The sequence below is a fragment of the Pseudomonas sp. BAY1663 genome, assembly GCF_000582595.1.
GTDB classification, from domain to species: Bacteria; Pseudomonadota; Gammaproteobacteria; order Pseudomonadales; family Pseudomonadaceae; genus Stutzerimonas; species Stutzerimonas stutzeri_AF.
This window is the reverse complement of sequence record NZ_AZSV01000013.1, coordinates 1-14,363: the sequence shown is the minus strand read 5'-3', so window position 1 is coordinate 14,363 and position 14,363 is coordinate 1. Positions and strand designations below refer to the sequence as shown.

Sequence of the window (14,363 nt, the reverse complement as noted above, 5' to 3'; positions counted from 1 at the left end):
CGCCGGCAATGCTTTTCATCCAGCAAACACGGCCTCGTCACATCCGCCCCGGAAGGCGACCGGGCCGGGGCGAAGTGTCGCAAGCAGGCGAAACAGACCCCAGCAGCCGCTTTTGCGGCTCCAGTCTTTGTGCCACACTCACGGCCTTTCGAGCTCGTTACCAGAACTTATGCACCCTCTGTTACCCAGCCTTGCCGCCGCCGCCCTCTATGCCGGCGTCACGGGTTACCAAAGTTTGCGTCTGGCGCAACGCGCCGTGCCGGACAAACGCCTGCTGCTCGTCATCGGCGTACTCGCGCTGCTCGCCCACAGTTTCAGCCTCTTCATCCAGCTGCTGTCGCCAAGCGGCCTGCATCTCGATTTCTTCACCGCCTCCAGCCTGATCGCCGCCGCAGTCATCCTGCTGATCCTCCTGGCGCTGTACCGGATGCCAGTGGAGAACCTGTTGCTGCTGCTGTTTCCGCTGGGCTGCCTGACCGTACTCTTCGCCCAGTTCGCGCCCTCCGGCACGGCGCCGGCGATCGCCGAAGCACCCGGCATACTCGCGCACATCCTGTTGTCGATCCTGGCCTATGGCATGTTGACCATCGCCGTGTTCCAGGCCCTGCTGCTGCTGCTGCAGGACCACCACCTCAAGCACAAGCATCCCTCGGGCCTGATCCGCAACTTCCCGCCACTGCAGACCATGGAAAGCCTGCTGTTCGGCTTCCTCTGGGCCGGCTGGATACTGCTGTCCGCCTCGCTGCTCTCGGGCTGGCTGTTTCTCGATGACCTTTTCGCCCAGCATCTGGTCCACAAGACGCTGCTTTCGGTCATCGCCTGGGTCGTCTTCGGCCTGCTGCTGTGGGGACGGCACCAGCTCGGCTGGCGTGGCTACAAGGCCATCCGTTGGACGCTGGCCGGTTTCTGCCTGCTGATGCTGGCGTATTTCGGCAGCAAGCTGGTCCGCGAATTCATCCTGCACATCTGACCCGAACAGGCTCACTCGTGGAAAATCTACATCCCGGCTTTCTGGTCGGACTGCTGGTCTTTCTGCTGTTGTGCTCGGCGTTCTTCTCCAGTTCCGAGACCGGCATGCTCAGTCTCAACCGCTATCGCCTGCGCCACCAGGCCAAGGAAGGGCATCGGGCCGCGCGACGCGCCAGCGAGCTGCTGGCCCACCCGGATCGCCTGCTGGGCACCATCCTGCTCGGCAACAACTTCGTCAACATCCTCGCCTCCTCCATCGCCACCGTGCTGGCCATGCAACTGTGGGGCGAGGCGGGCATCGCCATCGCCACCATCGGCCTGACGGTGATCCTGCTGATCTTCGGCGAGATCACGCCCAAGACCCTCGCGGCGCTGCGCCCGGAGATCGTCGCCTACCCGGTCAGCCTGCCATTGAAGCTGCTGCAGAAGGTCCTCTATCCGCTGGTCGCCCTGCTCAGCTGGGTGAGCAACGGCCTGCTCAGGCTGCTGGGCCTCGATCTCTCCAACAAGGGCAGCGACAGCCTTTCCACCGAGGAGTTGCGCAGCGTGGTACGCGAATCCGGCAGCGACCTGCCGCTGAACCGCCAGAGCATGCTGCTGGGCATTCTCGACCTCGAGCGCGTCACGGTCGACGACATCATGATTCCGCGCAACGAGGTCACCGGCATCGACCTCGACGACGACCTGGAATCGATCGTCAGCCAGCTGCGCACCACCCCTCACACGCGCCTGCCGGTATTTCGCAACGACATCAACCAGATCGAGGGCATCGTCCACATGCGGCAGATCGCCCGCCTGCTCAGCCACGATCAGCTGACCAAGGACAGCCTGCTCGAGGCCTGCAGCGAACCCTACTTCGTGCCGGAAAACACGCCGCTCTCCACCCAGCTGCTGAATTTCCAGAAGCAGAAGCGCCGTATCGGCATCGTCGTCGACGAATACGGCGACGTGCGCGGCGTCGTCACGCTGGAAGACATCCTCGAGGAGATCGTCGGTGAATTCAGCAACCAGGACGCCCTGCGCAGCCCGGACATTCACCCGCAGGACGACGGCACGCTGGTCATCGATGGCGCCGCCTACATTCGCGAAGTGAACCGCGCACTGGGCTGGAAACTGCCCTGCGACGGCCCGAAGACCCTCAACGGCCTGATCACCGAGGCGCTGGAGCATATTCCCGACAGCGGCATCTGCCTGCAGATCGGCGACTACCGCCTGGAGATCCTCCAGGCGGCTGACAATCGCGTGAAGAGCGTGCGTGCCTGGACCATCGGCGACGCCCGGACGGACGAACGGGAAGCGGAGTGACGGGAGCCGGCATGACCGCCGACTCCCCCTCGATCAAAGCCGAACCTGCACCGCCCCTGCTGCCCGCAGCGCCTTCTCCCGCGCCGCTTCGATCGATACGTCCCGTGCCAGCGCCACGCCCATGCGCCGCTGCCCGCTGACGCCCGGCTTGCCGAACAGGCGCAATGCGGTATCCGGCTCGCCCAGCGCAGCGGCCAGGTTGCCGAAGCTCACCTCGCTCGACTCGCCCTCCACCAGGATCACCGCCGAAGCGGCCGGGCCGAGCTGGCGAATCGCCGGGATCGGCAAGCCGAGGATCGCCCGCGCATGCAGCGCGAACTCCGACAGGTCCTGGGAAACCAGGGTCACCAGACCGGTATCGTGCGGCCGCGGCGAGATCTCGCAGAACCACACCCGGTCGCCCTTGACGAACAGCTCGACGCCGAAGATGCCACGCCCACCGAGCGCATCGGTGACCGCCAGCGCGATCCGCTTCGCTTCCGCCATGGCCGCCGGGGCCATGGGCTGGGGCTGCCAGGACTCCTGGTAATCGCCCTTCTCCTGGCGGTGTCCGACAGGGTCGCAAAAGCTGGTGCCACCCGCATGGCGCACGGTCAACAGGGTGATTTCGTAATCGAAGTCGATGAAGCCCTCGACGATGACCCGCCCCCGGCCCGCCCGCCCACCGGCCTGGGCATAATCCCAGGCCGCCTCGACATCGGCGGCGCTGCGCAGCACCGACTGGCCCTTGCCGGAGGAGCTCATCACCGGCTTGACCAGGCACGGAAAGCCCAGCGCCTGCGTCGCGGCGCGGCATTCCTCCAGCGAATCGGCAAACCGATAGGGCGAAGTCGGCAGGCCGAGCTCCTCGGCCGCCAGGCGCCGGATGCCTTCGCGGTTCATGGTCAACTGCGCCGCGCGGGCGGTGGGTATCACCGTATAGCCCTCGCCCTCCAGCTCCACCAGCGTGGCGGTAGCGATCGCCTCGATCTCCGGCACGATGTAATGCGGCCGCTCCTGTTCGATCACCGCCCGCAGCGCGGCGCCGTCGAGCATGTCGATCACGTGGCTGCGATGCGCGACCTGCATGGCCGGCGCGTTGGCGTAGCGGTCGACGGCAATCACCTCCACGCCCAGGCGTTGCAGCTCGATGACCAGTTCCTTGCCGAGCTCGCCGCAACCACAGAGCAGGATACGGGTGGCGCTGGCGGACAGCGGGGTGCCTATTCGTGGCATGGGATTCCTCGTTTTCTGAAGTAAAGCCGGGCGCGCAGTACGCCTCACATCAGCAGGCCGCCGAGACGGGCCCGCTCGCTGCAGCGCCGCAGCACTTCGCGGCGCTCCTGGTCATCCATCAGCCCCCAGCGCCGGATCTCGTCGGCGCTGCGCTGGCAACCCACGCAGACATCGTCCCCGTCCAGCGCACAAAGGCTGACGCAGGGCGAGGCAACCGGTTTTTCCGTGGCGGTCACTCATCGCGCTCCAGATCGCGGGCGTAGCGCTGGGCGTTGTGCACGTAATGGGCCGCGCTGGCTTCGAGCATCTTCTTCTGCTCCTCGCTCAGCTCGCGCACCACCTTGCCGGGCGAGCCCACCACCAACGAGCCATCGGGAATTTCCTTGCCCTCGGCGATCAGGGTGTTGGCGCCGACGATGCAGTGCTTGCCGATCTTCGCGCCATTGAGCACCACGCATTGATGCCGATCAGACTGTAGTCACCCACGGTGCAACCGTGCAGCATGGCGTTGTGGCCGACGGTCACCCCCGTTCCCAACGTCAGCGGGTGCCCCATGTCGGTGTGCATCACGCTGCCATCCTGGACGTTGCTGTTCTCGCCGATATGGATCAACTCGTTGTCCCCGCGCAGCACCGCGCCGAACCAGACACTGGCGCCCGCATCCAGGCGGACCTTGCCCACCAGCGTGGCATTGGGCGCGACCCAGCTCTGCGGATGGGCCTCGACACGCGACTCTCCCAGACGATATTTCACAAAGCGGACCTCTCTCTCAGATCAATGGAACGCCGGCAGACCGGAAAACGCCTCGGCATGGCGCCACTCAGGGCTTGCCACGGCCGGACAGGTCGATGAAGGAGTCCGGCGCGCGGCGCATTTCGATACCGGCGTCGTATACCAGGTTGACCAGCTCGACGATCATGATCGCCGTCAGCCCCCATATCTGGTATTCGCCATAACGGTAGGAAGGGATGTACCAGCTCTGCCCCAGGTAATCGATGCGATGGGTGACCTCGCGCGGGTCCTGGCAGAAGAAGCTCAGCGGTACCGAGAACACCGAGGCGATCTCGGCATCGTTGGCCCGGTACTCGACGTAATCCGGAACCAGCCCCACATATGGCGTGACGTGGATGCCATGCACCGAAACCAGGCTGCTCAGCGGGCCGACCACCTCGACCATTCCCGGTGCCAGGCCCACCTCTTCCTCGGCCTCGCGCAAAGCGGTCTGCAGCAGGTCGCGGTCTTCCGGATCGCGTCGTCCACCGGGAAAGGCCACCTCTCCGCCATGGGTGGACAAGCCGGCAGCGCGCAGCGTCAGCACCAGCTCCGGCGACTCGCTGCGCGTGATCGGCATCAGCACGGCCGCTTCGGGCAAGCGCCCCTCCGGCTCCAGGAGATGCGGGGAATAGTCGCGCACCCGTTGGAGTATTGTCTCCAGCATGAATATTCTCGTTTCGTCTTTGACCGGAATCATGGCATGAAAGGCGCAACCGCCCAAGGCCTCCCCGGAAACCTATCGACCCCGGCATGACATCTTCAGCCAACGCCGGCCGCGACGCGCCTTGCCGAATCGCCACGCACGAACCAAGATTCGCCAGAGGCCACAGGAATCGCCCATGAAATTCTGCAACCTGTGCGGCAGCCCGGTGCTTGTACGCATTCCCGACGGCGACAACCGACCGCGCTTCGTCTGCGACAGCTGCCAGACCGTGCACTATCAGAATCCGCGTATCGTCGCCGGCTGCGTGCCCGTCTGGGAAGACCGCATCCTGCTCTGCCGGCGCGCGATCGAGCCACGCCTTGGCTACTGGACCCTGCCAGCCGGCTTCATGGAGAACGGCGAAACCCTGCAGCAGGCCGCGCAGCGCGAAACCCTGGAGGAAGCCTGTGCCAGGGTCCGGAATCTGCAGCTGTATACGCTGTTCGACCTGCCGCACATCAACCAGGTGTACATGTTCTTTCGTGCCGAACTGGTCGACCTGGACTTCTGCGCCGGCGACGAGAGCCTGGAAGTGAGGCTCTTCCAGCAGCAGGACATCCCTTGGTCCGAGCTGGCTTTTCCGACCATCGGCCGTACCCTAGAATGCTTCTTTGCCGACCGGGTGCAGCAGACCTTCCCGGTACGCAACGAGGCCATGCCTCCCATGCGCAAAACACAGGTCTGATGCAGTCCACTTCAGGAAAAGCCTCGATGCGTTGGCTGTTCGCCCTTTTCTGCCTCACCTTCACCGCGCTCTCCCACGCCAACGCGACGCCCAGCCTAGAAGAAACATCCATCGACAAGATCCTGGTGATCAAGTCGGAGCGGCAGTTACACCTGATCAGCCGCGGCCAGGCCCTGAAAAGCTACCGTGTCTCGCTGGGCAAGCAGCCCCGGGGGGCGAAGCTGCGCGAAGGCGATCAGCGCACGCCGGAGGGCTTCTACTGGGTGGACTGGCGCAAGACCAGCGACAAGTACAACCTGGCCATGCACATCTCCTATCCCAATGCCCGCGACCTCGCCCGCGCCCAGGAACAAGGCGTAACCCCCGGCAGCATGATCATGCTCCACGGCACCCCGCGGGACGAGGAATATCCGGAGTGGTTCTTCCACACCCTGGACTGGACCGAGGGCTGCATCGCGCTGACGAACGACGACATGCGCGAAATCTGGACACTGGTCAAGGACGGCACCCTGATCGAGATTCGCCCGTAGCCCGAAGCAGCGGGCCACTGGTTGCTTTTGCCGAAAAAAGCCGAGGCGCTGGTAGCCGCCGCCCACGAAGCCTGCCCCTACTCAGGTGAAGCTGAACGTCGCCGCCTGAAGCGCAAGAAAAAAACCGATCGGTCCGCTCCGATCGGGTTTCTGCATGTTGCGACGCCGTCGCTCAGAATTGCATGTCCGACAGCCGCCATACATCGAAGGCTGGCGTTTCGTAGGGATGCGCCTTTTTCATCGCCTTGACGCTGTCGTGGATCAGTTCGTCGGCGACGACCATTTCCACCTTCCATTCGGCCACGTGCTGCACCTGCCCCAACTGGCCCAGAAACGGCTGGCTGCCTTCCAGCGGGCGGTACTGCCCCTGCCCGAGCACTTGCCAGCAGCAGCTGTCATAGGCACCGATGCGGCCAGCCCCAGCGGCGAAGACTGCTTTCTTGACTGCTTCCAGATGGCTTTCCGGAACATAGAAACACAGCTTGTACATCGACCTCTCCGTGCGGAAGAAACCCGGCGCCAGCGCATCGGGCAAAAATAAGGTGGCATTTTGCCATTTATGCTTGCAGCAAAAAGTGTTGCAAATCAAAACTGAGACATCGCCAACCGGGGCCGGTTCACGAGGCAACGCATGGCCGAATTGAAAGGCTCTGCCTGAGTTGGCTGTTGCGGACAGACGTCCCCCTGCAGGAGCGGGCCATGCCCGCGAATATTCCAGCACGCAAGGCTTCGCGAGCACGGCCCGCTCCTACGGACGCTCAGAACACCTCGACACTTCGAGCAACACGCAAGTGGCAGAGCAATTGAAAAGGCCCGCTGATACGTCGCATCAGCGGGCCTGCGGGGAACGAGCCGGGTTTCAGCCGATCAGCCCACCCACACTCGCGCATTGCGGAACATGCGCATCCAGCCGCCATCTTCCTGCCAGTCGTCCGGACGCCAGGAGTTGGTCACGGCGCGGAACACCCGCTCCGGGTGCGGCATCATGATGGTCACGCGGCCGTCGCGACTGGTGAGGCCGGTGATGCCGCGCGGCGAGCCGTTCGGGTTGGCCGGGTAGCGCTCGGTGACCTTGCCGTGGTTGTCGACATAGCGCAGCGCCACGCTGCCGGACAGATCGGCCTGCAGCAGGGCTTCCTCGCTTTCGAATTCGGCATGCCCCTCGCCATGGGCGATGGCGATCGGCAGGCGCGAACCGGCCATGCCCTGGAGGAAGATCGACGGCGAATCCTGCACCTGGACCATCGCCACGCGCGCCTCGAACTGCTCCGAGCGGTTGCGCACGAAGTGCGGCCAGGACTCGCTGCCCGGGATCAGCTCATGCAGGTTGCTCATCATCTGGCAGCCGTTGCACACGCCGAGGGCGAAGCTGTCGTTGCGCTCGAAGAAGGCCTGGAAGCCGTCGCGGGCACGGGCGTTGAACAGGATCGACTTGGCCCAGCCCTCGCCGGCGCCGAGCACGTCGCCGTAGGAGAAGCCGCCACAGGCGACGAGGCCCTTGAACGCATCCAGGCTGACACGGCCGGAAAGGATGTCGCTCATGTGCACGTCGATCGCGCTAAAGCCGGCGCGATCGAAGGCCGCCGCCATCTCCACCTGGCCATTGACGCCCTGCTCGCGCAGCACCGCCACCTGCGGGCGGGCACCGCGCTTGATATAGGGCGCGGCGATGTCCTGGTTGACGTCGAAGCTGAGCTTGGCGCTCAGGCCCGGATTGTCCTCTTCCAGCAGCGCGTCGAATTCCTGGTCGGCGCACTCGGCGTTGTCGCGCAGGCGCTGGATCTGGTAGCTGGTCTCGGCCCACTGGCGCTGCAGCAGGCGGCGATCGCCACTGAAGACGTCATTCCCGTCGAGCCGCACCGACACATAGCCATTGTTGGCCGGCTGGCCGATCACCGCGACGCAATCGCCGAGGCCGGCCGCGCTGAACTGCGCGAGGACGATTTCGGTGTCGTCCTGGCGCACCTGGATGACCGCGCCCAGCTCCTCGTTGAAGAGCACGGCCGGAATGTCGTCGGCATCGTCCAGCAGGCCGTCCAGGCTCAGGTTCAGGCCGCAATGGCCGGCGAAGGCCATTTCCAGCACGGTGGTCAGCAGACCGCCGTCGGAACGGTCGTGGTAGGCCAGCAGCAGGCCGTCGGCATTCAGGCCCTGGATCACGGCGAAGAACGCCTGCAGGTCCTCGGCATCATCGACGTCCGGTGCCTGGCGGCCGAGCTTGCCGTAGACCTGGGCGAGGATCGAGGCGCCCATGCGGTTCTGGCCGCGGCCGAGGTCGATCAGGATCAGGTCGGTGGCGCCCTTGTCCAGGCGCAGCTGCGGGGTCAGCGTCTGGCGGATGTCGACGACCGGGGCGAAGCCGGACACGATCAGCGACAGCGGCGAGGTCACGCTCTTCTCCGCATCGCCATCCTGCCAGCGGGTCTTCATCGACATCGAGTCCTTGCCCACCGGATGGTGATGCCCAGCTGCGGGCAGAGCTCCATGCCGACGGCGCGCACGGTGTCGTACAGCCGCGCGTCCTCGCCGGGGTGGCCGGCGGCGGCCATCCAGTTGGCCGACAGCTTGATGTCGGAAATCTTCTCGATGCGCGCGGCGGCGAGGTTGGTCAGCGTCTCGCCGATGGCCATGCGCCCGGACGCCGGGGCATCGAGCAACGCCAGCGGGGTGCGCTCGCCCATCGCCATGGCTTCGCCGGTATGCACGTCGTAGCTGGTGGCGGTGACGGCGCAGTCGGCCACCGGCACCTGCCAGGGACCGACCATCTGGTCGCGCGCCACCTGGCCGGTGATGCTGCGGTCACCGATGGTGATCAGGAAGCTCTTGCTGGCCACGGCCGGGTGGCGCAGCACGCGCGACACGGCATCGTCGAGGTAGACCGAGGCGGCCTTGAAGTCATCGCCCAGCTCGGCTTCGCGGCTGGCGCTGCGGTGCATGCGCGGCGCCTTGCCGAGCAGCACGTTGAGCGGCATATCCACCGGCTTGTTGCCGAAGTGGCTGTCGGCGACGGTCAGGTGCGGTTCTTCGGTGGCCTCGCCGACCACCGCGAACGGGCAGCGCTCGCGCTCGCAGATGGCCTTGAAGCGCTCGAAATCGGCAGCGTCGACCGAGAGCACGTAGCGCTCCTGGGACTCGTTGCACCAGATTTCCAGCGGCGCCATGCCCGGTTCGTCGTTGGGGACGCTGCGCAGTTCGAAGCGCCCGCCGCGGCCGCCATCGTTGACCAGTTCCGGGAAGGCATTGGACAGGCCACCGGCGCCGACGTCATGGATGAACTTGATCGGGTTGCGCTCGCCCAGCTGCCAGCAGCGGTCGATGACTTCCTGGCAACGGCGCTCCATTTCCGGGTTGTCGCGCTGCACCGAGGCGAAATCCAGGTCCGCCGAACTGGTACCGGTGGCCATCGACGAAGCCGCGCCGCCGCCCAGGCCGATCAGCATGGCCGGGCCGCCGAGCACGATCAGCTTGCCGCCGACACTGATTTCACCTTTCTGCACATGGTCTTCGCGGATGTTGCCCATGCCGCCGGCGAGCATGATCGGCTTGTGGTAACCACGCACCTCGTCGCCGCGCGGGGTCTCGATCGCCTGCTCGAAGGTGCGGAAATAGCCGGTCAGCGCCGGACGGCCGAACTCGTTGTTGAACGCGGCGCCGCCCAGCGGGCCTTCGATCATGATGTCCAGCGGCGTGACGATGCGCTCGGGCTTGCCGTAGGGCTTTTCCCAGGGCTGCTCGAAACCGGGAATGTTCAGGTTGGAGACGGTGAAGCCGGTCAGGCCGGCCTTGGGCTTGGCGCCGCGGCCGGTGGCGCCCTCGTCGCGGATCTCGCCGCCGGAGCCGGTGGAGGCACCGGGGAACGGGGCGATGGCGGTCGGGTGGTTGTGGGTTTCCACCTTCATCAGGATGTGCACCGGCTCCTGGCTCGCCGCGTACTCGCCGGTTGCGGGGTTCGGGTAGAAGCGCCCGGCCGGGTGGCCGACGATCACCGCGGCGTTGTCCTTGTAGGCCGACAGCACGCCTTCGCTGTGCAACTGGTAGGTGTTCTTGATCATGCCGAACAGGGACTTGTCCTGGCTCTCGCCGTCGATGTCCCAGCTGGCGTTGAAGATCTTGTGCCGGCAATGCTCGGAGTTGGCCTGGGCGAACATCATCAGCTCGATGTCGTGCGGGTTGCGCCCCAGGCCGGTGAAGGCCTGCACCAGGTAGTCGATCTCGTCCTCGGCCAGGGCCAGGCCCAGCTCGACGTTGGCCCGCTCCAGCGCGGCGCGGCCGCCGCCGAGCACGTCCACGGCAGTGAGCGGCCGGGGCTCGGCATGGCTGAACAGGTTGGCAGCTTCCTCGAAGCGACCCAGTACCAGCTGGGTCATGCGGTCATGTAGCGCGGCGGCGACCAGCGGCACGTCGGCGTCGGCGATATCGCCCTGCACGTAGTAGGCGATGCCGCGCTCCAGACGCTGGATCTTGTCCAGGCCGCAGTTGCGGGCGATGTCGCTGGCCTTGCTCGACCAGGGCGAGATGGTGCCGAAGCGCGGTACCACCAGGAACAGCCGGCCAGCGGGTTCCTGCACCGGTACGCTGGGGCCGTACTTCAGCAGACGGGCCAGCACGTGCTGCTCATCGGCGCCAAGCGCGCCGGATACCTCGGCGAAATGAGCGAACTCGGCATACAACCCGCTCACCGCGGGGACCTTCTCGGTCAGTTGTGCCAGGAGCTTGCCGTGACGGAAGGCGGAAAGAGCGGGAGCGCCGCGCAGGATCAACATCGTCGGAACAGCCTCGGAGGGGAGCAGTCGGGCCGCGTATTCTAGCTCATGACGGCAGCCGAAGGGCACTGCAAGCTGGCGTAGGGTGGATGTCGCTTTTTACATCCACCGTGGCTCTGCTCGCCTGGAAGCTGGAAAACAGTGTGCGGGCCGACACCAAAGTCTCGCCAAGCACTTTCCCGCTTTTTTCTTCCAGCTTCAGGCTTCCGGCTTCAAGCTGCCCTCAATGCAATATCTGGCTGAGGAACAGCTTGGTCCTGTCGTTGACCGGGTTATTGAAGAACGTCTCCGGCTCGGCCTGCTCGACGATCTCGCCCTTGTCCATGAAGATCACCCGGTCGGCCACCGTGCGGGCGAAGCCCATCTCGTGGGTCACGCAGAGCATGGTCATGCCGCTCTCGGCGAGACCGATCATGGTGTCGAGCACTTCCTTGACCATTTCCGGGTCGAGCGCCGAGGTGGGCTCGTCGAACAGCATGATCTTCGGTTTCATGCACAGCGCGCGGGCGATCGCCACCCGCTGCTGCTGGCCACCGGAGAGCTGGCCGGGGAACTTGCCGGCCTGCTCCGGAATGCGCACGCGTTCCAGGTAATGCATGGCGATCTCCTCGGCCTGGCGCCGTGGCAACTTGCGCACCCACATCGGCGCCAGCGTGCAGTTCTGCAGCACGGTCAGGTGCGGGAACAGGTTGAAATGCTGGAAGACCATGCCGACTTCACTGCGGATCGCCTCGATCTGCTTGAGATTGTTGGTCAGCTCCACGCCATTGATGACGATACGCCCCTGCTGGTGCTCCTCCAGCCGGTTGAGGCAGCGGATGGTGGTGGATTTGCCGGAGCCGGAGGGGCCGCAGAGCACGATGCGCTCGCCCTGGCGCACGCTCAGGTTGATGTCCTTGAGCACGTGGAACTGGCCGAACCACTTGTGCACGCCCTGCATCTGGATGATCGGCCCGCTCGCTTGCTCGGGTTGTCTGCTGGTCTCGTTCATATGAAGCTCCTAACGCTTGTGGCCGGTGTCCAGCTTGCGCTCCAGGCGCATCGAGTAGCGGGACATGCCGAAACAGAACATCCAGTACACCAGCGCGGCGAACACGTAGCCCTCGGTGGACATGCCCAGCCAGGCCGGGTCCGCAGTGGCGCGCTTGATGCTGTTGAGGAAGTCGAACAGGCCGATGATGATCACCAGGCTGGTGTCCTTGAACAGGGCGATGAAGGTGTTGACGATGCCCGGGATCACCAGCTTCAGCGCCTGCGGCAGGATCACCAGCAGCGTGCTGCGCCAGTAGCCCAGCCCCATCGCCGCCGCGGCCTCGTACTGGCCCTTGGGGATCGCCTGCAGGCCGCCGCGCACCACCTCGGCGATATAAGCGGCCTCGAAGAACACCACCATCAACATCGCCCGCAGCAGCTTGTCGAGGTTCATGCCCTCGGGCAGGAACAACGGCAGCATCACCGACGACATGAACAGCACGGTGATCAGCGGTACGCCGCGCCAGAACTCGATGAAGGTCACGCAGAGCACGCGGATCGCCGGCATGTCCGAGCGCCGCCCCAGCGCCAGCAGGATGCCCAGTGGCAGCGCTCCGGCAATGCCCACCGCGGCGATCACCACGGTCAGCATCAGGCCGCCCCACTGGCTGGTGGACACCGTCTGCAGGCCAAAGAAGCCGCCGTGCAGCAGCCAGTAGGCCAGCAACGGATAAGCCAGCAGGTAGCCCAGGCCGTAGCGCAGCTTGTGCGGCATCTGCCGCAGGAACAGCGGCGCGGCGCCGATGATCGCCAGCCAGGCCGCGGCATCCACGCGCCAACGCAGTTCGGTCGGGTAGAAGCCGTACATGAACTGGCCGAAGCGGACCTGCACGAATACCCAGCAGGCGCCCTCACGGCTGCAGTCGGCGCGGGTTTCCCCGCTCCAGTCCGCCTTGAAGATCGCCCACTCCAGCACCGGCGGCAGGATCAGCCAGACCAGGTACAGCCCCAACAGCGTCAGCAGGGTATTGAACCAGCTGGAAAACAGGTTGGCCCGCAGCCAGCCGAGGGCACCGATGCTGATCGTCGGTGGTGGCAGGTCGGGCTTGAAGGTATGCAGAGTCATGCGCTCACCGTTCGATCAGCGCAATGCGCTTGTTGTACCAGTTCATCAGCAGCGAAATGCTGATGCTGATGGCCAGGTAGACGCTCATGGTGATGGCCATGGTCTCGATGGCCTGGCCGGTCTGGTTGAGTACCGTGCCGGCGAACAGCGAGACCATGTCCGGGTAACCGATGGCCGCGGCCAGCGAGGAGTTCTTCGCCAGGTTCAGGTACTGGCTGGTCAGCGGCGGCACGATCACCCGCAGCGCCTGCGGCACGATCACCAGCCGCAGCACCTGGCCGGGGCGCAAGCCGAGGGACGCCGCGGCCTCCGTCTGGCCATGGCTGACCGACTGGATACCCGCGCGCACGGTTTCGCCAATGAATGCCGCGGTATAGACCGACAGCGCCACCACGATCGACACCAGTTCGGGAATCACCACCCAGCCGCCGCGGATATTGAAACGTTGCAACTGCGGGACTTCCCAGAGGAACGGCGCGCCGGTGACCAGCGTGACCAGCCAGGGAATCGCGACGAACAGGCCGAGGCTGCTCCAGAACACCGGAAACGTCCGGCCGGTGGCATGGCGCCGTGCACGCGCCCAGCGATTGAGCGCGACCACGGCGAGCAGCGCGGCGAACAGCGACAGCCAGAATGCCCAGAAACCGTCGGCGGCGCTCGGCGCCGGCATCTGCACCCCGCGATTGTTGATGAAGATGATATCCAGCAGATTCAGGCTGTTGCGTGGCCCCGGCAGCGGGCCGATTACCGCGAAATAGACGAAGAATATCTGCAGCAGTGGCGGAATATTGCGAAAGATCTCGATGTAGAGCGTCGCCAGCTGGCGAATCAGCCAGTTGCTCGACAGCCGCCCGACACCGAGGATGAAGCCCATGATGGTGGCGAAGAAAATGCCGACCACACTGACCAGCAAGGTATTGAGCAGCCCGATCCAGAATACCCGTCCGTACGAGTCGCTCTCGCTATAGTCGATCAGGTGCTGGGAAATACCGAAACCGGCGGCGTTGTTCAGGAAACCGAAGCCGGAGGTGATGCCACGATGGGCAAGATTGGTCTGGGTGTTGTGGAACAGGTACCAGCCGAACGCCACGACGGCGATGACGGCAATAATCTGAAACAGCCATGCCCGAACCTTGGGATCGTTCACTAACGATCCGCCGGCCGGCCTGAGATTGTCGATGGTTCGCATCGAAACTCCTCATACCGCACCGCCGGCGCGTTGTGCGCACCGGCGGCACTTCTCCCTGTGGAAACGGGGCCGGGTAGCCGTCGCGGCCGTTCGAATGAGCGTCGGTCCTTGTATCACCCTCTCCCGCAAGGA

General features: G+C 65.0%; 11 protein-coding genes and 2 pseudogenes. 4 read left to right on the top strand and 9 right to left on the bottom strand.

Translation table 11 applies throughout. The features are described from left to right. Positions 1-169: 169 nt before the first annotated feature. The gene (locus tag BAY1663_RS06070) at positions 170-970 is read left to right on the top strand and encodes an inner membrane protein YpjD (protein WP_037038620.1); all 801 of its coding nucleotides are present in this window, start codon (positions 170-172) and stop codon (positions 968-970) included. A gap of 17 nt (positions 971-987) precedes the next feature. After that, complete coding sequence (locus tag BAY1663_RS06065; RefSeq protein ID WP_037038618.1) at positions 988-2,274, top strand: HlyC/CorC family transporter; 1,287 nt, start codon at positions 988-990, stop codon at positions 2,272-2,274. 33 nt (positions 2,275-2,307) lie between these two features. On the opposite strand, the gene purT is transcribed toward BAY1663_RS06065, so the two are convergent. The 4 genes and pseudogenes from purT to BAY1663_RS06045 form a co-directional block, all read right to left on the bottom strand. After that, a complete protein-coding gene (gene purT, locus BAY1663_RS06060) occupies positions 2,308-3,489 on the bottom strand; it encodes a formate-dependent phosphoribosylglycinamide formyltransferase (protein ID WP_037038616.1) in 1,182 nt (393 codons plus the stop codon). Between the two features lie 44 nt (positions 3,490-3,533). Further along, positions 3,534-3,725, bottom strand: a complete 192-nt coding sequence (locus BAY1663_RS06055; protein ID WP_037038614.1) for a DUF1289 domain-containing protein — start codon at positions 3,723-3,725, stop codon at positions 3,534-3,536. Then, positions 3,722-4,242: pseudogene (locus BAY1663_RS06050) on the bottom strand (gamma carbonic anhydrase family protein). Before BAY1663_RS06050 ends, BAY1663_RS06055 begins: the two are co-directional and overlap by 4 nt. A gap of 67 nt (positions 4,243-4,309) precedes the next feature. Continuing rightward, positions 4,310-4,927 carry a CoA pyrophosphatase gene (locus BAY1663_RS06045; protein ID WP_037038611.1) on the bottom strand — a complete coding sequence of 206 codons (618 nt, stop codon included), beginning with the start codon at positions 4,925-4,927 and terminating at the stop codon, positions 4,310-4,312. A gap of 175 nt (positions 4,928-5,102) precedes the next feature. Between BAY1663_RS06045 and BAY1663_RS06040 the strand changes: the two genes are divergently transcribed. Both BAY1663_RS06040 and BAY1663_RS06035 read left to right on the top strand, forming a co-directional pair. Beyond that, complete coding sequence (locus BAY1663_RS06040) at positions 5,103-5,651, top strand: NUDIX hydrolase (protein ID WP_037038607.1); 549 nt, start codon at positions 5,103-5,105, stop codon at positions 5,649-5,651. Positions 5,652-5,677: 26 nt separating this feature from the next. Continuing rightward, the gene (locus BAY1663_RS06035) at positions 5,678-6,181 is read left to right on the top strand and encodes a murein L,D-transpeptidase family protein (RefSeq protein ID WP_037038605.1); all 504 of its coding nucleotides are present in this window, start codon (positions 5,678-5,680) and stop codon (positions 6,179-6,181) included. A 172-nt stretch (positions 6,182-6,353) separates the two neighbouring features. Here BAY1663_RS06035 and BAY1663_RS06030 read toward each other — a convergent pair whose 3' ends face one another. From BAY1663_RS06030 to BAY1663_RS06010, 5 genes and pseudogenes are all read right to left on the bottom strand, one after another. Further along, positions 6,354-6,671 (bottom strand): YqfO family protein, encoded by a 318-nt coding sequence (locus BAY1663_RS06030; RefSeq protein ID WP_037038603.1) that lies wholly within the window; start codon positions 6,669-6,671, stop codon positions 6,354-6,356. Positions 6,672-7,048: 377 nt separating this feature from the next. Further along, a pseudogene (gene purL / locus BAY1663_RS06025) lies at positions 7,049-10,944 on the bottom strand (phosphoribosylformylglycinamidine synthase). A gap of 223 nt (positions 10,945-11,167) precedes the next feature. Next, on the bottom strand, positions 11,168-11,935 hold the full coding sequence (locus tag BAY1663_RS06020; RefSeq protein WP_037038601.1) for an amino acid ABC transporter ATP-binding protein: 768 nt from the start codon (positions 11,933-11,935) through the stop codon (positions 11,168-11,170). Between the two features lie 9 nt (positions 11,936-11,944). Then, positions 11,945-13,042, bottom strand: coding sequence for an amino acid ABC transporter permease (locus tag BAY1663_RS06015; RefSeq protein ID WP_037038598.1), 1,098 nt, complete (start codon positions 13,040-13,042; stop codon positions 11,945-11,947). Between the two features lie 4 nt (positions 13,043-13,046). Next, positions 13,047-14,231 carry an amino acid ABC transporter permease gene (locus tag BAY1663_RS06010; RefSeq protein ID WP_037038596.1) on the bottom strand — a complete coding sequence of 395 codons (1,185 nt, stop codon included), beginning with the start codon at positions 14,229-14,231 and terminating at the stop codon, positions 13,047-13,049. Positions 14,232-14,363: the final 132 nt, after the last annotated feature.

Coding starts and splice junctions, on each gene's coding strand:
- BAY1663_RS06070 (WP_037038620.1), top strand. CDS start 170: ATGCACCCTCTGTTACCCAGCCTTGCCGCCGCCGCCCTCTATGCCGGC.
- purT (WP_037038616.1), bottom strand. CDS start 3,489: ATGCCACGAATAGGCACCCCGCTGTCCGCCAGCGCCACCCGTATCCTG.
- BAY1663_RS06045 (WP_037038611.1), bottom strand. CDS start 4,927: ATGCTGGAGACAATACTCCAACGGGTGCGCGACTATTCCCCGCATCTC.
- BAY1663_RS06040 (WP_037038607.1), top strand. CDS start 5,103: ATGAAATTCTGCAACCTGTGCGGCAGCCCGGTGCTTGTACGCATTCCC.
- BAY1663_RS06035 (WP_037038605.1), top strand. CDS start 5,678: ATGCGTTGGCTGTTCGCCCTTTTCTGCCTCACCTTCACCGCGCTCTCC.
- BAY1663_RS06030 (WP_037038603.1), bottom strand. CDS start 6,671: ATGTACAAGCTGTGTTTCTATGTTCCGGAAAGCCATCTGGAAGCAGTC.
- BAY1663_RS06020 (WP_037038601.1), bottom strand. CDS start 11,935: ATGAACGAGACCAGCAGACAACCCGAGCAAGCGAGCGGGCCGATCATC.
- BAY1663_RS06015 (WP_037038598.1), bottom strand. CDS start 13,042: ATGACTCTGCATACCTTCAAGCCCGACCTGCCACCACCGACGATCAGC.
- BAY1663_RS06010 (WP_037038596.1), bottom strand. CDS start 14,231: ATGCGAACCATCGACAATCTCAGGCCGGCCGGCGGATCGTTAGTGAAC.